This is a genomic window from Lutibacter sp. A80, from assembly GCF_022429645.1.
In the GTDB taxonomy this organism is placed as follows: domain Bacteria; phylum Bacteroidota; class Bacteroidia; order Flavobacteriales; family Flavobacteriaceae; genus Lutibacter.
Genome location: NZ_CP092480.1, coordinates 2,017,268 through 2,039,232 on the forward strand (window position 1 = coordinate 2,017,268; position 21,965 = coordinate 2,039,232).

At 29.7% G+C, this 21,965-nt stretch carries 23 protein-coding genes; 14 read left to right on the forward strand and 9 right to left on the reverse strand.

The annotated features are described in order from the left end of the window. Positions 1 to 20: 20 nt before the first annotated feature. From MHL31_RS08475 to leuC, 5 genes are all read right to left on the reverse strand, one after another. Positions 21 to 914, reverse strand: a complete 894-nt coding sequence (locus MHL31_RS08475; RefSeq protein WP_240225500.1) for an ABC transporter ATP-binding protein — start codon at positions 912 to 914, stop codon at positions 21 to 23. 139 nt (positions 915 to 1,053) lie between these two features. Then, positions 1,054 to 2,109 (reverse strand): 3-isopropylmalate dehydrogenase, encoded by a 1,056-nt coding sequence (gene leuB, locus MHL31_RS08480; protein WP_240225501.1) that lies wholly within the window; start codon positions 2,107 to 2,109, stop codon positions 1,054 to 1,056. Positions 2,110 to 2,183: 74 nt separating this feature from the next. Further along, positions 2,184 to 3,704, reverse strand: coding sequence for an alpha-isopropylmalate synthase regulatory domain-containing protein (locus MHL31_RS08485; RefSeq protein ID WP_240225502.1), 1,521 nt, complete (start codon positions 3,702 to 3,704; stop codon positions 2,184 to 2,186). Positions 3,705 to 3,822: 118 nt separating this feature from the next. Next, entirely contained in the window at positions 3,823 to 4,419 is a 597-nt protein-coding gene (leuD, locus tag MHL31_RS08490; RefSeq protein WP_240225503.1) for a 3-isopropylmalate dehydratase small subunit, read from the reverse strand. 88 nt (positions 4,420 to 4,507) lie between these two features. Continuing rightward, on the reverse strand, positions 4,508 to 5,902 hold the full coding sequence (gene leuC / locus MHL31_RS08495) for a 3-isopropylmalate dehydratase large subunit (protein WP_240225504.1): 1,395 nt from the start codon (positions 5,900 to 5,902) through the stop codon (positions 4,508 to 4,510). Positions 5,903 to 6,527: 625 nt separating this feature from the next. On the opposite strand from leuC, the gene MHL31_RS08500 reads away from it, so the two are divergent. From MHL31_RS08500 to MHL31_RS08530, 7 genes are all read left to right on the forward strand, one after another. Next, entirely contained in the window at positions 6,528 to 6,947 is a 420-nt protein-coding gene (locus MHL31_RS08500) for a DUF134 domain-containing protein (RefSeq protein ID WP_240225505.1), read from the forward strand. Further along, complete coding sequence (locus tag MHL31_RS08505) at positions 6,944 to 7,282, forward strand: NifB/NifX family molybdenum-iron cluster-binding protein (protein ID WP_240225506.1); 339 nt, start codon at positions 6,944 to 6,946, stop codon at positions 7,280 to 7,282. Before MHL31_RS08500 ends, MHL31_RS08505 begins: the two co-directional genes overlap by 4 nt. 7 nt (positions 7,283 to 7,289) lie before the next feature. After that, positions 7,290 to 7,886 carry a GTP cyclohydrolase II gene (ribA, locus tag MHL31_RS08510; RefSeq protein ID WP_240225507.1) on the forward strand — a complete coding sequence of 199 codons (597 nt, stop codon included), beginning with the start codon at positions 7,290 to 7,292 and terminating at the stop codon, positions 7,884 to 7,886. Positions 7,887 to 7,963: 77 nt separating this feature from the next. After that, positions 7,964 to 8,752, forward strand: a complete 789-nt coding sequence (locus MHL31_RS08515; protein ID WP_240225508.1) for an MBL fold metallo-hydrolase — start codon at positions 7,964 to 7,966, stop codon at positions 8,750 to 8,752. Positions 8,753 to 8,870: 118 nt separating this feature from the next. After that, positions 8,871 to 9,821, forward strand: a complete 951-nt coding sequence (locus MHL31_RS08520; protein ID WP_240225509.1) for a tRNA-dihydrouridine synthase — start codon at positions 8,871 to 8,873, stop codon at positions 9,819 to 9,821. 16 nt (positions 9,822 to 9,837) lie between these two features. Then, entirely contained in the window at positions 9,838 to 10,719 is an 882-nt protein-coding gene (locus MHL31_RS08525; RefSeq protein WP_240225510.1) for a zinc-dependent peptidase, read from the forward strand. A gap of 626 nt (positions 10,720 to 11,345) precedes the next feature. Continuing rightward, the gene (locus MHL31_RS08530) at positions 11,346 to 11,489 is read left to right on the forward strand and encodes a hypothetical protein (RefSeq protein ID WP_240225512.1); all 144 of its coding nucleotides are present in this window, start codon (positions 11,346 to 11,348) and stop codon (positions 11,487 to 11,489) included. On the opposite strand, the gene MHL31_RS08535 is transcribed toward MHL31_RS08530, so the two are convergent. Beyond that, the gene (locus tag MHL31_RS08535) at positions 11,479 to 11,916 is read right to left on the reverse strand and encodes a hypothetical protein (RefSeq protein WP_240225513.1); all 438 of its coding nucleotides are present in this window, start codon (positions 11,914 to 11,916) and stop codon (positions 11,479 to 11,481) included. The two genes, MHL31_RS08530 and MHL31_RS08535, sit on opposite strands and share 11 nt — an antisense overlap. Positions 11,917 to 12,169: 253 nt before the next feature. Between MHL31_RS08535 and MHL31_RS08540 the strand changes: the two genes are divergently transcribed. From MHL31_RS08540 to MHL31_RS08565, 5 genes are all read left to right on the forward strand, one after another. Continuing rightward, positions 12,170 to 12,409 (forward strand): CopG family transcriptional regulator, encoded by a 240-nt coding sequence (locus MHL31_RS08540; protein ID WP_240225514.1) that lies wholly within the window; start codon positions 12,170 to 12,172, stop codon positions 12,407 to 12,409. Further along, entirely contained in the window at positions 12,402 to 12,698 is a 297-nt protein-coding gene (locus MHL31_RS08545) for a type II toxin-antitoxin system RelE/ParE family toxin (RefSeq protein WP_240225515.1), read from the forward strand. Before MHL31_RS08540 ends, MHL31_RS08545 begins: the two co-directional genes overlap by 8 nt. A 459-nt stretch (positions 12,699 to 13,157) precedes the next feature. Next, a complete protein-coding gene (locus tag MHL31_RS08555; protein ID WP_240225516.1) occupies positions 13,158 to 13,667 on the forward strand; it encodes a hypothetical protein in 510 nt (169 codons plus the stop codon). A gap of 127 nt (positions 13,668 to 13,794) precedes the next feature. Continuing rightward, positions 13,795 to 15,450, forward strand: a complete 1,656-nt coding sequence (locus MHL31_RS08560; protein WP_240225517.1) for an alpha-L-fucosidase — start codon at positions 13,795 to 13,797, stop codon at positions 15,448 to 15,450. Between the two features lie 189 nt (positions 15,451 to 15,639). After that, positions 15,640 to 16,068 carry a hypothetical protein gene (locus MHL31_RS08565; RefSeq protein WP_240225518.1) on the forward strand — a complete coding sequence of 143 codons (429 nt, stop codon included), beginning with the start codon at positions 15,640 to 15,642 and terminating at the stop codon, positions 16,066 to 16,068. A 172-nt stretch (positions 16,069 to 16,240) separates the two neighbouring features. On the opposite strand, the gene MHL31_RS08570 is transcribed toward MHL31_RS08565, so the two are convergent. Next, the gene (locus MHL31_RS08570) at positions 16,241 to 16,435 is read right to left on the reverse strand and encodes a cold-shock protein (RefSeq protein WP_240225519.1); all 195 of its coding nucleotides are present in this window, start codon (positions 16,433 to 16,435) and stop codon (positions 16,241 to 16,243) included. A 372-nt stretch (positions 16,436 to 16,807) separates the two neighbouring features. On the opposite strand from MHL31_RS08570, the gene MHL31_RS08575 reads away from it, so the two are divergent. Together MHL31_RS08575 and MHL31_RS08580 are read left to right on the forward strand one after the other, a co-directional pair. Next, entirely contained in the window at positions 16,808 to 17,779 is a 972-nt protein-coding gene (locus MHL31_RS08575; protein ID WP_240225520.1) for a bile acid:sodium symporter family protein, read from the forward strand. 226 nt (positions 17,780 to 18,005) lie between these two features. Next, positions 18,006 to 18,167 carry a hypothetical protein gene (locus MHL31_RS08580; protein WP_240225521.1) on the forward strand — a complete coding sequence of 54 codons (162 nt, stop codon included), beginning with the start codon at positions 18,006 to 18,008 and terminating at the stop codon, positions 18,165 to 18,167. 31 nt (positions 18,168 to 18,198) lie between these two features. On the opposite strand, the gene MHL31_RS08585 is transcribed toward MHL31_RS08580, so the two are convergent. Both MHL31_RS08585 and MHL31_RS08590 read right to left on the reverse strand, forming a co-directional pair. Next, positions 18,199 to 19,935, reverse strand: coding sequence for an ABC transporter ATP-binding protein (locus MHL31_RS08585; protein ID WP_240225522.1), 1,737 nt, complete (start codon positions 19,933 to 19,935; stop codon positions 18,199 to 18,201). Between the two features lie 191 nt (positions 19,936 to 20,126). Further along, positions 20,127 to 21,962: a glycoside hydrolase family 2 protein gene (locus tag MHL31_RS08590; protein WP_240225523.1), complete on the reverse strand. Its 1,836-nt coding sequence runs from the start codon at positions 21,960 to 21,962 to the stop codon at positions 20,127 to 20,129. Positions 21,963 to 21,965: the final 3 nt, after the last annotated feature.

Consider the following 21,965-nt stretch of genomic DNA (forward strand, 5'->3'; position numbering starts at 1 on the left):
TTAATTGTTAAAAAAGGAGTTTATTCTGAAACTAAATTTGCTTCATCTTCCTTTAAAGCAATAAAATACACATCGTCTAATTGTGGTTGCGCTGCCATAAAATCTTCTGCAGGTTTTTCAGTTGCAAACACTCTAATATTTAAGGTATTATCTTGATTATAATTTGAAGACAATACATTGTAATTTGCTTCCATGGCTTCTAAATCATCACGCTCAATTATTTTAGTCCAAATCTGCCCTTCAACTTCTTGAGTACAAGTTATTGGTGTAGTATGTTTTAAAACTCTACCGCCATTAACAATTACCATTTCGTTACATAATTCTTTTACATCTTCTACTATATGCGTTGAAAATATAACGGTACAATTTGTACCTACTTCTCTTAAAACATTTAAAAACCGATGACGTTCAGCAGGATCTAAACCAGCAGTAGGCTCATCTACTATTATCAATTTTGGGTTATTAAGCAATAGTTGAGCAATTCCAAAACGTTGTTTCATACCACCTGAATAACCTGCTACATTTTTTTTTCGAACTTCATATAAATTAGTAATTTCTAATACTTCTTTTACCAATTTACTTCTATCTGTTTTTGAAGCTACTCCTTTTAAAGTTGCAAAATAATCCAATAATTCTTCTGCAGACATTTTTGGATATACACCAAAAGATTGCGGCAAATATCCTAATACTTTTCTTAAAGCCATTGGATCTTCTAAAACATTAATATCTCCAAAAGTAATGGTTCCAGAATCTGGACTTTGCAACGTTGCAATGGTTCGCATTAAAGATGATTTTCCTGCTCCATTTGGACCTAAAAGTCCAAACATTCCAGTTCCAATTTCGAGACTTAAATTATCAATAGCTTTTACACCATTTTTATAGGTTTTAGATAGGTTTTGGATAGTTAACTTCATATATATTGTAGCTTTTGCAATTAAAATTACAATATAAGTATGTTTTACTTGTAATTTGTTACAAAAAACTAATTATATAAAAAAAACTGCCTGAAAAATGTAATTTTCAGACAGTTTTTATAAATTTAAAATATTTTACTTATACGTTAGCTGCTAACCAATCTCCTACTTCACTTGTTCCAAAAGCTTTTCCACCATCGGCTAAATCTTCGGTTACAACACCTTCATTTAATGCTTTATTTACAACTTCTCTAATTGCTTTTCCTTCATCATGTAAACCAAAGTTTTCAAACATCATAGCAGCAGATAAAACTGTAGCCATTGGATTAGCAATATTTAATCCTGTTGCCTGTGGATATGAACCGTGAATTGGTTCAAATAAGCCAATATCAGAACCTAAAGATGCTGAAGGCATTAATCCCATAGATCCAGAAATTACAGAAGCTTCATCAGTTAAAATATCTCCAAATAAATTTTCAGTAATTAATACATCATAACTATTAGGCCATTGAACTAAACGCATTGCAACAGCATCTACAAACTCATAAGAAACCTCTACTTCTGGGTAATCTTTCTCCATTGCTTGTACTGTTTCTCTCCACAAACGAGATGTTTCTAAAACGTTGGCTTTATCTACACAACATAATTTTTTAGAACGTGTCATTGCTAATTCAAATCCTTTTTTAGCCAAACGTTGTACTTCTTCTCTGGTATAAACACAATTATCATAAGCCGTTTCTCCTTCATCTCTTCTTCCTTTTTCACCAAAGTAAATACCTCCTGTTAATTCTCTTAAAAAAACTAAGTCAGTACCTTCAATACGTTCTTTTTTTAAAGGTGATTTTTCTAATAATGAAGGAAATGTGAATGTAGGACGTACATTGGCAAATAAACCTAAAGCTTTACGCATTTTTAATAAACCTTGCTCTGGACGAACTTTTGCTGATGGATCATTATCAAAACGTGGGTGACCAATTGCTCCAAACAATACAGCATCTGAATTTTTACAAATTTCATGTGTTTCATCTGGGTAAGGTTCTCCAACGGCATCAATAGCAGCTGCACCTGTTAATGCAGGTTTCCAATTAATTTCGTGGTTAAATTTTTCTGCAACAACATCACAAACTTTTACAGCTTGATCTATTACTTCTGGTCCAATACCGTCTCCTGCTAAAAGTGCTATATTTAATTTCATTTTTCTTTAATTTTATTTCTTATTTTATTCTTTAATATCCCGTATTTTGATGCTACTGAACCATCAACTTAAATCTACTTAATATTCAACATTTTTTGAGTGGCTTTAATTGCAGAAACAGTTTGATCTGAATCTAAACCTCTTGTTATAAATTTTTTACTTTCTGTTTCCCAAGTAATAATAGTTTCACATAATGCATCTGCAGTACTTCCTGGAGGAATTCTAACTGCATAATCTATTAATTTAGGTAAACTAATATTTTCTTTTTTGTATATTTTTTTAAGCGCATTCATAAAAGCATCAAACTGACCATCACCGGTAGCGTGCTCTTCAAACAATTCATTATCAATTTTAACCAATATTGTTGATGAAGGTTTTAAACCTTTAGAATGTGTTAAAACATAGGATTCTACACTTATTCTTTCTTGGTATAAATTACTATTTAAAACATCAGAAATAATAAAAGGTAAATCTTCTTTAGTAACCAGTTCTTTTTTATCACCTAGCTCAATAATTCGTTGCGTAACCTTTTTTAAATCTTCATCATTTAATTGTAAGCCTAATTCTTGTAAATTCTTTTCAATATTTGCTTTACCTGAAGTTTTTCCTAAAGCATATTTACGTTTTCTACCAAAACGCTCGGGCATTAAATCGTTAAAATACAGGTTATTTTTATTGTCACCATCTGCGTGAATTCCGGCTGTTTGTGTAAATACATTATCACCTACAACTGGTTTATTTGAAGGAATTCTAATTCCTGAAAAGGATTCAATTATTTTACTAACCGAAAACAACGACGTTTCTTTTACTTGAATTTCAACTTCGTCTTTAAAGAAATCATTAATTACCGCAACCACACTTGCCATTGGTGCATTTCCGGCACGTTCACCCATTCCGTTTACAGTTAAATGCAAACCTTTTGCACCAGCTTTAATAGCCTCCATAACATTTGCAACGCTTAAATCGTAATCGTTATGTGCATGAAAATCAAAATGAACTGTTGGGTATTTTTTAGTTATTTGTGAAAAATAATCGAATGTTTGATTATGAGTTAATACTCCTAAAGTATCTGGCAATAAAATTCTTTCGATAGGAAGTGTTACCAAAAAGTCTAAAAACTGAAAAACATATTCTGGAGAATTATGCATTCCATTACTCCAATCTTCTAGATAAACATTGGTTTTAATACCTGAATTTTGAGCTAATTCTACAACTTCTTTTATTTCAGAAAAATGTTGTTCTGGAGTTTTTTTTAGTTGATGTTTTAAATGATTTAAAGAACCTTTAGTCAATAAATTTTGAACCTTAGCACCTGCATCATGCATCCAATCTATAGATTTTCCACCGTCAACAAATGTTAACATTTCTACACGATCTATATATCCATTATTACCTGCCCAATCGGTAATTGCTTTTACTGCTTGCAATTCTCCTTTTGAAACTCTTGCAGAAGCAACTTCAATTCTATCAACACCCAATTCTTCTAACAACAATTTTGCAATAGTTAATTTTTCCGCTGTTGGAAAAGAGACTCCAGAGGTTTGTTCACCATCACGGAGTGTGGTGTCCATTATTTCAATTTTTCTTTTTTTCATTTTTAAAACACCATTTAATGTCATTTCGAGCGCAGTCGAGAAATCTTTACTTCTAAATTATTAAACATTTCGACTGCGCTCAATGTGACAATTTAGCTATTTCAATTTCATTTTTATTTTAAAAAGGTCGTTTTTCAGCAAACGCTTTAATTTCAGATTTCATTTTTGATAAATAGTCGATATCATCAAAACCATTTAGCATATTCTCTTTTTTGTACTCATTAATTTCAAAAGACTCTTGTTCTCCAGAAACTAATAGCGTAATTGTTTGTTTTGGTAAATCTATTTCAATTTCGGTATTTGGATCAGCTTCTATTGCTTTAAAAATTTTGTCTAAAAATTCAGCACTAACCTGCACAGGTAATACTCCAATATTTAAACAATTCCCTCTAAAAATATCTGCAAAAAAACTAGAAACCACACAACGGAATCCATAGTCGTACACTGCCCAAGCAGCGTGTTCTCTTGAAGATCCAGAACCAAAGTTTTTACCTCCAACTAATATTTTTCCTTTATAAATTGGATTGTTAAATACAAATGATTCTTTTGGAGTATTATCTGCATTGTATCTCCAATCTCTAAAAAGGTTATCCCCAAATCCTTCACGTTTTGTCGCTTTTAAAAAACGAGCAGGAATAATTTGATCTGTATCTACGTTTTCAATTGGTAATGGAACCGCTGTACTTTTTAATATTTCGAATTTATCGTAAGCCATTTTGTTTAGTTTTTAATTATTGGTTTTAATTGTTAGTTACAAGTAAAGCCAACACATAATTTTTAATTTTTAATTATCAATATGTTAATTAAAGTAATGTTCTTGGATCAGTTACAACTCCGGTTACAGCTGTAGCAGCAGCAACTAACGGACTTGCTAACAATGTTTTTGATCCTGGACCTTGACGTCCTTCAAAGTTTCTATTTGATGTACTTACTGCAACTTTACCTGCAGGAATTTTATCATCATTCATTGCTAAACAAGCTGAACATCCAGGCTCTCGCAATACAAATCCGGCTTGATTGAAAATATCCAATAAACCTTCTTCTTTTATTTTTGCTTCAACAATATGCGAACCTGGCACTAACCAAGCTGTTATATTATCTGCTTTTTTTCTTCCTTTAACTATAGATGCAAATGCTCTAAAGTCTTCAATTCTACCATTTGTACAACTTCCAATAAACACATAATCTACTGGTTTTCCTATCATAGACTCACCTTCCGCAAATCCCATATAATCTAAGGATTTTTTATAAGTAGCCGCACCACCTTCAACCTGATCTGCAGTAGGGATATTATTTGAAATTCCTGTTCCCATTCCTGGATTTGTACCGTAAGTAATCATCGGTTCAATTTCTGCGGCATCAAATGTAAACTCTTTATCAAAAACTGCATCTGCATCTGTATAAAGTGTTTCCCAATATTCCATTGCAGTATCCCAAGCTTCTCCTTTTGGAGCAAACTGACGTCCTTTTACATATTCAAACGTTTTTTCGTCTGGAGCAATCATACCTCCACGAGCACCCATTTCTATACTTAAATTACAAACAGTCATACGTCCTTCCATAGACATTTGCTTAAACACATCACCGGCATATTCAACAAAATAACCTGTTGCACCAGAAGTAGTTAATTTAGAAATAATAAATAACGCAACATCTTTTGGAGTAACTCCTAAACCAAGTTCACCGTTAATAGTAATACGCATTTTTTTAGGTTTTGGTTGCATAATACATTGCGAACTCAATACCATTTCAACTTCTGAAGTTCCAATACCAAAAGCAATTGCCCCAAAAGCACCGTGTGTAGATGTATGTGAATCACCACAAACAATAGTTGCTCCTGGTAATGTAATTCCGTATTCCGGACCAACAACATGTACTATCCCGTTTTGTTGGTGACCTAAGCCCCAATGAGAAATACCATATTCAGCAGAATTTTCTTCTAAAGCTTTTAATTGATTTGCCGATAAAGGATCTTCAACTGGTAAATGTTGGTTTATTGTTGGTGTATTATGATCTGCAGTAGCAAAGGTACGCTCTGAAAATAATACTGTATTATTTCTTTCTTTTAATCCTAAAAAAGCTACAGGACTTGTAACTTCGTGAATTAAATGTCTATCTATAAAAAACACATCTGGTCCATCTTTAATTTTACGAACAACATGCGAATCCCAAACTTTGTCAAATAATGTAGTACTCATTTAAATTTTTTTTTGTTTTTGTTTGATACAAATAGGACTAAGCACCCTATTATGTACGAATGGTTGCAAATTTAAAAAAATCTATTATGATGTCAATTTTATTATTTTATATATACGATACCCAAAGAGTTTATTTTTAGAAGTATTAATTTAACTCGTTTTAATTATACATTTCATAATTGTATAAATCCAAATTTTAAACATCTATAAATTATATTTTAAACCAATTCTTACTCCCTTTCAAATTTTGATAATTTAACACATTCAATAGCCTTTAATGCTCTAATTTTAAAAATAGTTTAAAATTAAATGTGCTTTTGTTATTTTTTGACAACAATCAGTTCATATTGAAGTTTTCTCTAAATATTTTTTTTAAAACAATCCAATTGAAAAACACCTTAATTTTATGTAAAAAAATATAGAATTGTTTAATTGAATACTACGATATCCAATACTAAATTAAGGTTTTAAAATCTGCTAAACTTTTTATATAAAATCTAAAATAAACAACCGTTTTAGTAGTGTTAGAAACGTTAAAGATTTTAATTATTGATCATTTCAATTTTTATTATGAGAATATTCTCATTATCTTTGAACAAAAATTAGAATAGAATTTACATACTGTATGCCTCCTAAAAGAAAACTCAGAAAAATTGTAACGCCTCCAAATTTTAAAGGATATAAACCTTATGGAACTACAAAAAAATCGATTGATTCAATTGAATTACTTTATGAAGAATATGAAGCTATAAAACTAGCAGATTATAAATTTATGACACATTTAGAAGCTAGTAAATTAATGGGAATATCGAGAGCTACATTTGCCCGAATTTACGAAACAGGAAGAAGAAAAATAGCAAAAGCACTGGTTGAAACACGTGAAATTAAAACCGTTTTTGGAAATGCTGCTCTAGATAAAAGTTGGTATATATGTCACAACTGCAATGCTAAATTTACCATTCCAAAAACTATCGAAAACTATAATTGTCCAATGTGTGCATCTAATAATTTTGAAGCTGCAGCAGTATTAAATAAAAAACTATGAAAACAATTATAAGCGCTACAGGAAACAATATAAATTCTCAATTCGATTTACGATTTGGAAGAGCACCCTATTTTTGTGTGATTGAGAACGGCAATTTAGAGCACGTTACATTTTATAAAAATCACATTTTAAACTCCGAAAAAGATGCAGGCATTAGTGCCGCAAAAAATGCTTTAAAATTAAAAGCAACTAAAATTATTTCCGGTGAATATGGAAATCATTCTAAAAAAATACTAGATGCAAACAACATTCAACTAATTATGATTAGCGAAGAAAATTGCACAATTAAAGATATTCTAGACCGTCTAAAAAACAAACAAAATAAAACAAATTAATATAAAAATGAGTAGCACTAAATTAACATTAATACAAGGTGAAAAAGTAAAACTACCTACCAAATATGGTAATTTTGAATTGATTGTTTTTAAGGAAAAGGAAGCTAAACTTGAACATATTGCACTGCTAAAAGGAAATTCAAAAATTAAAGGCGATTGGTTAACACGTGTACACTCAGCTTGTGCCACAGGAGATTTGTTTGGCTCACTTCGATGCGATTGTGGAGAGCAGCTTGCAAAATCGCTTCAACTTATAGAAAAAAACGGCAAAGGAGTTCTTATTTATTTAATGCAAGAAGGAAGAGGAATTGGACTTTTAAATAAAATTAAAGCCTACAAATTACAAGAAGCTGGTATGGATACGGTAGAAGCAAATGTACACCTCGGCTACAAACCCGATGAAAGAAACTATGATATTGCAGCTTTAATATTAGAAGCATTAAACATTGGTGAAATTAATTTATTAACCAACAATCCAGATAAAGTAATAAAACTTGAAGAAAATGGCATTCAAATTAAAAATAGAATCCCTTTAAAAATTACACCCAACGCTCATAATATCAAATACTTTGAGACTAAAGTTTTAAAAATGGGACATCTATAGATGCAACAACAAGTAAATATAACAACAAACACTATGGATTTTAGAGATTAAAATTAAAATCCAATAATTATTTAAAAATGAAATTAACAATATTAACCGAAAATTGCGCAGGAAATAAGTTTGAAGCTGAACACGGACTATCGTATTTAGTGGAACACAACAATAACAAAATATTGTTTGATACTGGAGCAACAGATGTTTTTTTAAAAAACGCTAAACTTTTAAATATTGATGTTGAAAATGAAATTGAAACTGTTGTTTTAAGCCACGGACATTGGGATCACGGTGGTGGCCTAGAATACCTAAACAACAAGACTTTAATAACACATCCTACTTCATTTATAAAAAGATATAGAAAAAAGGATAAATCTTCAATTGGCTTAACCTTAACCGAAGATCAATTAAAAGAAAAATTTAAAATAATTAAAACTAGCAAACCCTATATTATAAATGATAATATGGTTTTTTTAGGGGAAATTCCAAGAGTAAATAAATTTGAAGCAAGAACGACTTCATTTATAGATAGCAAAAAAACAAAAGACTTTGTACCAGATGATTCTGCATTGGCACTATTAAACAAAGACGAAATTATAATAGTTACAGGTTGCTCTCACTCTGGAATATGCAACATAGTAGATTATGCTCAAAAAAAGTTTAAACGCTCTAAAATTAAAGCCGTAATTGGTGGCTTTCACTTAAAAGAAAACAATGCTCAAACACAAAAAACCATTGCGTTTTTAAAAAAATGTGACATTTCAGAAATCTATCCTTCGCACTGTACTGCCGAACCCGCGTTGGAAGCTTTTGAACAAGAATTTAAATTTAATCGCTTAAAAACGGGTATGACACTTACTTTTTGGGAATAAAATTAGTTTCTATATTTTTTTACAAGCTCTTCATTTTTTTAATTAATTTCGCCCTAAAACCACAGTACTTGGAAAATTTTAAAAACCCTTTTCCAAATAATGGGAGAATTGATATAAAATGAATTACAAATTACTAGCATCTCCCCTACAGGGATTTACAGATTTTAGATTTAGAAATGCACAAAACAATCAATTTGGAGGCATAGATACTTTTTATGCTCCATACATTCGATTGAATGGAAAACGCGTTATTAAAAATTCATATCAAAGAGATTTATTGCCCGAAAACAATAAAGTTCAAGAATTAATTCCTCAAATTATTACAAATGATGCCGATGAATTTTTATTTGTTGCGGACTATGTGCAACAACTTGGCTACAAAGAATTAAATTGGAATTTAGGCTGCCCCTACCCAATGGTTACAAAATGCGGCATGGGTTCTGGACTTATAAATAATGCTCAAAAAATTAATGAAATTCTGAAAAAAGTACATTCAGACTCTGATATTTTAGTTTCTATGAAAATGCGTTTGGGTTACGAAAACAGCGAAGAAATTTTAAAAACACTTCCTATATTAGACGTATTTCCACTTAAAAACATTGCAATTCATGCACGTATTGGCAAACAACTATATAAAGGCGGTGTGGATTTAGAAGGATTTCAAAAATGTATTGATACAGCAAAACATACACTGTATTACAACGGAGATATTACTTCTGTTGCAAAATTTAGAGAAATGCAAGAATTGTTTCCATCAATAAACCATTGGATGATAGGTCGCGGATTAATTGCTGACCCTTTTTTACCAAGTATGATAAAAAATAACACCTTAGAATATCCCGAAAACAGCATTAAGTTATTTAGAGAATTTCATAATACTTTGTACCAACAATACAGCCAATCGCTTTCGGGAGCTACACATATTCTACTAAAAATGTACCACCTTTGGGAGTATTTTTCTAAATCATTTTCAGATCCACGTAAAACTTTAAAGAAAATAAAAAAAGCAAAAAGTATTAGAAATTACGAAGCCGCTGTAAACGATATTTTTAATAATGAAACCCGTTAATTAACACCTAATTTTTATGACTCCATTTATAAGCATTGTTATATTATCTACAATTGTATTTTACATTTGGAAACGTAAAAATACCAACTCTTGGAAAAAACCTACCGAACCTTTCCCAAAAAAATGGAGGGTTATTTTAATCCAAAATATAACTTTTTACAACGCATTAACTAAAGCTGAACAAACAAAATTTGAATATCAAATTCAGGAATTTTTATTGAATTGTAGAATTACTGGTATTAAAACCTCCGTAAGTTTAACCGACAAACTATTGGTAGCTTCTAGTGCTGTAATACCTGTTTTTGGTTTCGACAATTGGAAATATTCTAATATTAATGAAGTATTAATTTATCCAAAATCATTTGACAAAGACTTTAAATTAGAAGGCGAAAATAGAGCCATTTTAGGAATGGTTGGCACTGGCTATATGGACGGAATTATGATACTTTCTAAACAAGCTTTACACCACGGTTTTAAAAATGAATCGGATAAAAAAAACACTGCCATACACGAATTTGTGCATCTAATTGATAAAACAGGAGGAACAATAGACGGTATTCCATCGGTTCTTATGGAAAAACAATATGCCATTCCGTGGATTGATTTAATCAATAAAAAAATTGATGAAATTTACAATGGAAAATCAGATATAAACCCATATGGAGGCACAAACAGCGCAGAATTTTTCTCTGTTATTAGCGAATATTTTTTTGAACGTCCAAAACTATTAGAAAGAAAACACCCAGAATTATACTTATTATTAGAAAAAGTATTTAAGCAAGATATGGCTGCTAGAAATTTAAACAAAAAAACTGTTAAAATTGAACGCAACAGCCCTTGTCCGTGCAACAGTGGTAAAAAGTTTAAAAAATGTTGCGGAGCAACACATTATAACTAGCAACACGCTAATTAACAATTCATTTTTTTAATTAAATTTGAGCTACTACTAAACAAACTTCAAAAGTAGCTGTGTTTATACCGATTTTATTAAGGAATAAAAAAAGGTTTTGTAAAATCTAAAAATTGGAACGGTTATAATATTGATAATGCGGAGATTCTATTTACAAATGAAATTACAAAAAAACAATATATATTCAATAGTAATAATGATGGAGATGTATGCGTTGAGTTAAACTCAGGCAGATAACATTTTATAGTAAATCACTCTGATTAGATTCATATGACTCGAAAAATGGGTTTAGTGTCTTTTATTCTATGTATGATGATGTAGGAAATTATTTTCTCGAAAAAAAGAAGATTAATAACTTGTGCTAACAAAGTACTGTGGTAAAAACAAATAAATTCTTAGTTTAATTTATAATAGTATAATTCTTAACCCATAAAAATATATTTAATGTTTTAATAGGTTTTTTTTATTAAATTAGTACTTTAAAAAAATTGCAGTATCAAAAATAACAAAACAACTATAAAGTTCTTTTATCCGGGTAAATTAACCGGGATAAATCAACATAAATGAAGTATATAGAACGTTGGCTAATATTAACGAAAAATAAAAATTGAACTATGAGTAAACAACCTACAAGACCTACACAACCGAATAAACCTAGTACCCCAAGACCAGCACCTTCGAGACCATCAAGAATTGATGAGGGAGAACAAAAAGGAATTGGAAGACCACCTAGCAGACCAACTCCACCTAAAAAATAAATAGAAAATAAGTCATAATTAGTATGAGACCTACAAACATAAATCCCATACTTAAATAATTGAATCTATTAGTCCATTTAGAATAAACATCTGATTTTCTATCATAGGTGTCGATTTCATCTTGTTCTTCGTTTGAAATTTTAGAACCAGAGTCAATTTTTGCTTGACACATTAAAAAATCTTGTTCATTTGACTTAAAACCGAACAATTGAGATAAAAAATTAATGATTATCCCGAATAAGAACATTGCTCCGGATATCCTAATTAAAGAACTAATACACTGATTATTTTCAGAAAGGAATTTCATCGTTTCTAAACATAGGTAAATACCAGCTCCAGAAATAGTAACGATTAATAAATCTATTCTTTGGATGCTATAGAACATTCCTTGCCAAGATAATTTTTGACGTTCTTTTAACTTTTTCATATTCTTATGATTTTTCATACGAATTTATTGATTTAAAATGATTAATTATTGATTTACATTAAAACATTAGCCAACAATGCATAACCAAAATTGTTGCATTTAGTAAAATAGAATGTTTCTTAATACTAATTTTATTAGTTTTATAAAACGAAAAATTGCAAAAACCAAAACACAACTTTGGTTATTCTAAACCGTTGGCAACAATTTGGAAGTGATTCGTATTTGATGTATATTTACACCAAATAATTAAATTATGTCAAGACAAAGTATATCATTTACAGAACCTAACGACGAATGGCTGAAAGCCCAAGTCAAAGGAAAAGAATATTCAAGCAAAAGCGAATTAGTAAACGATTTAATTAGACAAGCTAGAAAACAACAAATCGAAATTGATTGGATTCGAACTAAATTGGAAAAAGCTGAAAATAGCGGTTTTACAAGCGAATCAAAAAATGAAATTTTAGCTCAATCTAAAAATTTATTAAATGGCTAAATATCGATTAAGTAACGAAGCCAAAAATGACTTAATCCGAATTCATCACTATGGAGTTAAAAAATTTGGAATGACTCAAGCTGATAAATATTTTGAATCATTCTTTGAATACTTTGACATTATATCCCAAAGGCCTTTTTCATTCGAGTCGGTTGATTATATAAAAAAAGACTACAGAAGATGTGTTTGCGGAATAGATAGTATTTACTATAAAATAAATAATAACGTTGTTGAAATAATGGCAATTGTCGGAAGACAAAATTTGAACGAAATACTACAATATGTATAACAAAAACTGTTGCCAACAAAATACTGTGGTAAAAAACAAGTAAAAATGTATTAATTTTTCACTAAAACACTTCTATAATTATAATCATAAATTAGTCCTGATTTTGCAATAGCAAAAACCTGTTTCAGTAGCTTATTACATACTGCTACTAATACTATTTTTTTTACTTCCTTTATACGAAATCTGTGTAAAAAAGACAGGGGATTTTCAATGTTGAACGATATCTATAGTCTCTGCGTATATAATAACCTTAATCCTCTCTTTTGTGCTTTCTTATTTATATGTTTAAATTTAGTGTTTTTATTAAAATGCTAACTCAAGCAGTATAAAATTAATTGCTAGGCTCTAGCCTACTTACGAAAGTCCTCTCTGACTTTCTTTGTCCGTAATTATTTACTAAATTAGTTGCTTAAACCACGCAACAAATCATATTCAACAACCTTGTACATAATTTGACAGATGAAACTAATTGAACACAGAAGAATAATAAATAAGAATCCTCAAGCTTACGAAACGGATTTAGAATCTGAAAGATTAGTTAAATCTATCATTAATCATATTCGAAGTGATTTTTCAAATGTTAGGTTCGACCAACAGAAAAGAGAAATTTTAAGAGAAATAGTAATTCTACTTTTTGAAGCTCAAGAATACAGACCATTTTTTCACGTGGAAGGGACTGAATTACCTCTTTGTTGGAATAGACCTTCAGATTGGAATATAGATTACATAAAATATGAATGGGGCCATTTACTTTCACAGAACCAAATGCCTGAAAAAAGTAGTTCAATTGAAAATATTGGACTTTATTCAGCAAGATGTAATCAACATATTCAGAGTAGTATGAATATTCAAGAATTAATGGTTTACGGAGGACTTTTAGCTCAAAGAATATCAAACGTTTTAACGAATAGGAGAATTTTATTTGAATCTTACAAATGGAAAAACTTAATTTCTAAACTAAAAAGTTAAGAATATTTAAGTAAATTGTTGTCATTTAAATATATTTATAGATTCTCTATTATATGATTATTTCTTACTTTAGCCTTGTTTACGTAATACCGTTTTTACAACAGTAAAATATAAAATCAGATAATTAATGATCCCGTTTTCAAAAAAAACCAATTACTATAGTTCTTTACTTTCTTTAGTTGTGCTTATTATTATGCTAACTCCTAAAACTATTTGCACACAAGAATCAAACGAATCTTATCATAAACGCATGCAATGGTGGGATGAAGGGCGTTTAGGAATGTTTCTGCATTGGGGTGTTTATTCCACATTTGGAGGTGAATACAACGGAATGGATTATGGTAAGGAAATTGGGCAATCAAGTGCCGAATGGATTTACCTTGCTTCAAATATGCCACAAACAGCGTATCAAAATGCTGCTTTAAACTGGAATCCTAATAAATATAATCCAGAAGAATGGGTTAAAATGGCTAAAGATGCTGGTATGACGTATATGGTGCTTACTTCGAAACATCATGATGGTTATGCTCTTTTTAATACAGAAACTACTGATTGGAATAGTGTAGAAACGTCTGCAATAAATCGCGATTTGATAAAAGATTTTGTTTTAGCCTGTAATAAATATGATATGAAAGTAGGTTTTTATTACTCGCATGAAAAGGATTGGATAAATCATGTGCGACAAAATGTAGATCTTAATCCTATTTCTGAAAAATATAAAAATTTTGTAAAACAGCAGATTACTGAATTATTTACAAATTATGGAAAAATTGATTTAATATGGTTCGATATGCCTGTTCAAAAGCACCGTGAATTTAATAAAATGTGTGCAGATTTGGTGAGAAAACTTCAGCCCGAATGTATTATAAATGGTCGTATAGGCAGCGGATTAGGAGATTATAAAAATATTGGAGACCGTGCTATTGTAAATCCTGGTATGGCTGGTTATATGGAATCAATCATGACCATGCGCTTGAATTGGGGCTATGATAAAAATGATGATTATTGGAAATCTTCTGATGAGTTAATAAAAATGGTAAGTAAAAGCGCTTGTCGTGGATCAAACTTTTTATTGAATATTGGTCCTACACCTGAAGGTACTTTCCCTTTACAAGACCAAGTAAGATTAGACAATTTAGGAAAATGGATGAAATTAAATGCCGAAGCTATTTACAAAACAAAAGGCAGTCCTTTTTCAAAAGAACATAAATGGGGATCTTTATCACAAAGCAAAAAAAACAACATTATCTACCTTCATTTATGGAACTGGTCAGGCGGCAACATAACAGTTAATGGTCTACTGTCTAATGTAGAAAGTGCATCATTTTTAGATACTCATAAAAATTTGACTTTTACTCAGCATAAAAATTCTTCAGAATTAATAGTTGAATTACCAAAAATAAACAGCAGCGAGAATCTAAGAATTGTTAAACTAGTAGTGGATAAAAAAACTTTCGATATTACAAAAGGTCCAGACTTTGTAGCTCCAAAAGTTAAACATAAAGAACATTTAAAACTAACTGGTACTATACATAAAATCAATGGTATTAATTTTACAATTACTGGAAGACTAGTTACTCGAGACAAAATAGGTAAGGAAATCTATAAAGATGAAATAACTACTCAATTTACACTAAACGATCAAGTACGTTTTAGAATCAATACAGATGGAGACATTCGTGAAGTACAAAGTCTTAATCTAAACGAGGGTTCAAAATATCATATAGTGTACAGTTCCGATAAAAACAATCCAGAAGTAAAAATCGTTACTGAATTGAAATAAACGAAAATTAACAATTATAAAAAACAACAAAATACCAATACACGTTATACCTAAGCCAAAACTACAAGTGAACATAAATCTTTTATATTTACTTAGAATTGTAACAGTTTAATAGGTTTGTAATTAAAAGTTCCGGTCTCCGCATTCCATCAACGTTAAGTTCCCTATACTAAAAATAAAACAGGAAATATGAAGAAAATAGCGTCATATACTATTTTAGATGATATAAATATTGTCACTGAATATTATAATGGCGGTATTACTATTGAAGACATTATAGAGCTTAAAAAAAGATTGTTTTCTGAAAAACTATACAATCCTAAAATACAAATAATAATGGATTTTAGAACTGCTAATTTACTTATAAAAGAGCCTGAATTAATTTTATATACTGAATTTGCAAAAAACAAATTAAATGCTATTAGCGAAAGAAAAGTTGCGTTTTTAACCAATACACCAAATGAAGTTGTTATTGGTACTTTATTTGAGTTTGTAAAAAAAAATTTACCAATGACTACCGATGTTTTTTCAACCCTTAAAGCTGCAGCCTTATGGTTAAATTTAAGTTATGAAGAAATGGTAAAAGTTGAAAATACTTTTAATGAATTTTTAAAATAAAAACTTGAAATTAAAATAACAACGCTTAATTTTTTCAGTTGAATTAACCAGCAACTACACACATAAATTAAACTTTATAAAACACTTTAAACCAAAAAAAAGACCGTTTAAAAAAACGATCTTTAATATTTACATAATGTATATTTTTATATAACATACATTATTTAGGTAATTAAGCTATAACTTCAACGTTAATAGCGTTTAAACCTTTTCTTCCTTCTTGAGTGTTAAACTGAACTTTGTCATCTTCTCTAATTTCATCTGTTAAACCAGAGTTATGTACAAAAATGTCTTCACCAGTTTCTGATGATTTAATAAATCCAAATCCTTTTGTGTTGTCGAAAAATTTTACTGTGCCTTCTTGCATCTTTACTTAATTTTAAATTATAATTATTTTTTCACAATAAAGAATATCCTAATTAAGATAAGCATAATAAAATATTATTAATGAAAATGTATAAACAAATCCTTATAATTTAATGCGCTATTGAAAAAAGTAATCGTAAATATAAAATTGGAAAGAAGAGAAAAACTCGTAAAAACTAATTGTACTATATACTACCTTAAAACTCTATAGGTATCTTTTATTGTTTTGCAAATGTACCATATTTATTTAACACTTCCTAAATTAATTAAAATTAAAGTTATTTTTCATCAATTTCAATTTAATTATTAAATAGTTTGTTAACGCCTCGTAAAATTTATACTTACATTTGAAATAAAAATAAAGAAACCTTTTATGAAAGTAAAAATCGACAGATTTGTACTTGCTATTATAGTAGTAATTTGCCTAGCTTATATTTTTCCACAATGGGGAATTCCAGAAAGTAAAATTCCTATCGACACAATTAGTTCCGTTGGAATTTCACTTATTTTCTTTTTCTATGGACTAAAATTAAGTCCTACAAAATTAAAACAAGGTCTTAAAAACTGGAAATTACATATTTTAATACAAGCATCTACCTTTTTGTTATTTCCTTTATTAGTGTTACTATTTCAACCATTTATTCAAAATGAAGAACAAAAAATTATATGGTTGGCATTTTTTTTCTTGGCTGCACTTCCTTCAACCGTATCTTCATCTGTAGTTATGGTTTCAATAGCAAAAGGTAATATTCCAGCTGCAATTTTTAATGCTAGTATTTCTGGAATTATAGGTGTAGCTCTTACGCCTTTATGGATGGGATTATTTGTTCAAAATACGCAAACAGATTTTAATTTTATAGATATTTACATAAAGCTTATTGTACAAATAATACTTCCAGTAGTTTTTGGATTGCTTTTACAACGTTTCTTCGGAAAATATGCCCAAAAATATACCAAGCAATTAACGTTGTTCGATAAATCAGTAATACTATTAATTATTTACAAAAGTTTTGCAAACTCATTTAATGATAATATTTTTAGCACTGTATCTATATTAGATTTATTGTTACTTTTTATTACCGTTTTAGCTTTGTTTGCTATGCTATTTTATTTAACAAGTTTTTTAGCAAAAAAGATGAAATTCAATATTGAAGATCAAATTACCGCTCAATTTTGTGGGACTAAAAAATCCTTGGTACACGGAACCGTATTTTCTAAAATAATATTTGGACATATGTCTTCAATCGGTATTATTTTATTACCTCTAATGTTATACCATGCCATACAATTACTAATAATTAGCATTGTTGCTTCAAAAATGGGACTTAAAAATAGAACAGCATAAACCAATTAATATTTAGTAAATTTTCTAAACTAAATAAAGATTAAAAAAGCGGCCTAAATTATACATAAAAAAGATTTAATAGTCTCAATATTATTAAATAGTTAATTATTATATTATCAGCCTTTTAGACACAACAAATGTGCTTATATTTTTTGTTAATAAAATTTTCTTCATTATATTTATTGCTTCAAAAACCGAAATATGAACCAATATCTATTTTTTTTAAATGAAAGCCCACAAAAACATTAAAGAAAATTCACATTCTTGCATTAAAGAATTTGCATTAAAAAATTATAAAACTTACGTAACACATTTTAAAAGCAGAAATTTACAACCACCAATGCCATTTCAAGATTTCTTGAAAAATTATACTTCTCAAGAAAACTAATTTTTTAGTTTTTTCTTAATCTCACTTAAACTTAAATTCTACTTTGGTAGGTATATAAGTCATAGTAGCGCCCTTTTTTGGCGAGTAATTCATCGTGTTTTCCACACTCAACAATTTCACCTTCTTCAATAACTAAAATTTGATCGGCTTTTTGTATAGTACTTAACCTATGTGCAATTACAAATGTTGTTCTATCTTGCATTAAAGTTTGTAAACTTTTTTGAATAAAAGATTCGCTTTCTGTATCTAAATTTGAAGTTGCTTCATCTAAAATTATAACTTTCGGATTTGCCAAAATAGCTCTAGCAATAGAAATTCGTTGACGTTGCCCACCAGATAATTTTACACCTCTTTCACCAATAACAGTATTTAAACCATCATCAAATCTATCGGTAAATTCGTTAACATAAGCGCCTTCAACCGCTTCTAAAACTTGTGCTTCTGTAGCATCTGGCCTTGGAAACAAAACATTTTCTCTAATAGTACCTTCATATAAAAAATCGTCTTGCAACACAACTCCTAGCCTACTTCTAAAGCTATTTAAATTTACTTTAGACATATCTACACCATCAACAGTAATAATTCCTTTTGAAGGATTTAAAAATGAAGCTGCCAAACTAGCAATTGTAGATTTACCAGAACCCGAAGAACCTACCAAAGCAGTAACACTTCCTTTTGGTGCTTTAAATGAAATATTGTGTAGCACTTCTTTTCCTTTTTCATAACTGAAAGAGACATTATAAAACTCGATATCACCATCAATTTTACCTAAAACTTCTGTTCTAATCTCTGGATCATCTTCTTCTGTCATATTCATTAATTCTTCCGTTCTATCTAAGCCAGCCATTGCTTCTGTAAGCTGACTTCCAATATTACTCATTTGGACAATTGGAGCTATTAGAAAGCCTAAAAACAAGGTAAAAGACACAAATTCACCATAAGTCATTGTATTATTCATTATAAAATAACCACCAATTCCCATAATACCTGCGGAAGCCAAACCTAATAAAAAGGTTGAAGAACTCGTCATAAGTGCCGTTGCAGTTAAACTTTTTTTCACATTTAAAAACAATTTTTCCACACCAGCTTCAAAGGTTCTATTTTCTTGAGTTTCTGCATTAAAACCTTTAATTACACGAACACCATTTAAAGTTTCTGTCAATCTACCTGTAACCTCTGCATTAATTTTTCCACGTGCTCTAAAAATAGGACGAATATATCCAAATGCCTTTAATGCAACTACTGCAAAAATCACTACTGGAACCAATACAAAAAGCGTCATTAATGCATTTATTTTTATTAAAATTATTAATGAAATTACGGATGTTATAGAACCTCCAACTAATTGTACCAAGCCTGTACCAACAAGATTTCTAACACCTTCAACATCTGTCATAACTCTAGAAACTAATGCACCAGACTTATTATTATCGAAAAAACTTATGGGTAATGTTAAAAGCTTTTTTTGAACTTTTGCTCTTAGCAATGAAATTAAATGTTGTGCTTCTACGCTTAACAAACGCGTTAAAGAAAACGAGGTTATTGCCTGAATAAGAATTGCTGTACAAACAATAATAATTAATGTTGTAAGTGCTCTCATATCTTGTGAGGGAATTACATCATCTATCAAGTTTTTACTGGCATAAGGAAGTACCAAACTGGATAAACTTTTAGCCATTATTAAAAATAAACCTATAGAGATTATTTTTTTTCTTGGCCAAATAAACTCTTTAAATGCCCACCAAAATGATACGTTCTTTTTACTCATACCTTTAATAGTCGAAAATCGAGCCATAACTTTACAAATGACAATTAGGCAGAGAAAAAAGTTTATTATAAAACACTAATTAACAACAGTTTTAAAGCTATAAAAGCAGTATTTAGATTTGTGTAATTGCTAAAAGTAAAAGAGGTTGTTTTAAAACAACCTCTTTTCCACTAAATATTTTAAAGTATATTTTACTTTTTATTATCATAGAAATCCTTCAATACAAAAAACGCTTTCTTTTTTTGTCCGTCTTCAGAAATTAATCCTTTTCTATTATAACCATCTTGTATTTTTGGTAATACACGTCTTGGCGATCTAAAATCAACTAAAATCCAAGGAGAAAAACCTTGTAATTGCTCAATTCCTTCCAACATTTTTAAAGTTTGAATATACAAATCCTCTTGATATTCTTCAGTCCAACGTGTTAATTTATCGCCGTGAAAACCAACTTTAGCCCCAGCACCAAATTCTGAAATTAAGACTGGTTTATTTTGTGTAATTTTCCAACTAAGTTGTCCACATTTATCTGGTAAACCATCATACCAACCAACATATTGATTAAAACTTAATACATCAACAACATCGGCAAAGTCGTCGTGAATTGTTCTTATAGACGGATTTCCTTGATAATCTGTTTGCTCTAAAGCTGCACTAATTAATCTAGTTGGATCCATTTCACGTGTGTGTGCTGCTAAATTTCCAAGGAAAACATTACGAGCATCACTAGTAGGCGTTTCGTTTGCCATAGACCAAATAATTACAGAAGCTCTATTTTTATCTCTATTAATAACCTCTGATAATTGATTTTCGGCATTTTTATAAGTTTCCTCATTATCCCAAGCAATGGTCCAATAAACCGGGTTTTCTTCCCAAACTAATATTCCCATTTTATCGGCTAGTCTAACCATATGTTCGTTATGTGGATAATGTGCTAAACGCACATAATTACATCCCAATTCTTTTGCCCAATTTAGCAATTGTTGCGCGTCTTCTATTGTAGATCCTCTACCTCCAGAAATTGGACTTTCTTCGTGAATAGAAATTCCTTTTAAATATATTTTTTCATCATTTAAAAGAATTTCTTGTCCTTGTGTTTTAATAGTTCTAAACCCAATTTGATCTTCAATTTTATCTGCACCAACAGTTAAAACTACATTGTATAAATATGGATTTTGAGTTGACCAATATTTAATTTTTTTCGATTTTATTTGAATAGAAGCAATACCTTCTTTATTAGTTACAACTTTTTCTTTTATTTTAAGTTCTGGAATAGTTACTAAAATTTCTTTTTCAGAAACATCTTGCCCTTTTAATTGCACAAACCCTTTAATTTGTTGGTTATTTTCAGGATTTAATTGAATAAAATAATCTTGAATAAAAGTACTAGGAACCTCAACTAATTTTACATCTCTTGTAATTCCACCATAATTAAACCAATCGGTATTTAAAGTTGGAACACCTTCTGCTATTCTTTTATTATCAACTTTTACAACTAAAAAATTATCACTTTCTTTTAAAAGATCGGTTACTTCAAAATTAAAAGGTGTAAAACCACCTGTATGAGCCCCTAATTTTTTTCCATTAAAATACACATCTGATTGATAATTTACGGCTTCAAAATATACAAAAACACGGTTATCTTGATTGTTTTTCACATAATCGAAAGATTTTTTATACCAAAGCGTACCTTCATAATAGTATAAATTTTCTTTTTGCGTATTCCAATCACCTGGCACTGCAATTGAATCTGACAAATCAAAATCATATTCTACCAAATCAGTTTTATCTTTTGGTTTTGCATTCATAAAAAATGCACTACTACCCGGGTTTTCTTGATCTTCAAATGCTTCTAAACGGTAATTATAAAAACCGTTTTCATAAGGATCTACAATATATTTCCAATCGCCATTTAAACTTTCTGACGATCGATTGTATGTGTTTATTATTAAATTTTCTTGCGCATTTATTTGTGAAAAAAATGAGAATACAAAAATTAATAAAAGGATTTTTTTGTGAATTTTAAACATCTT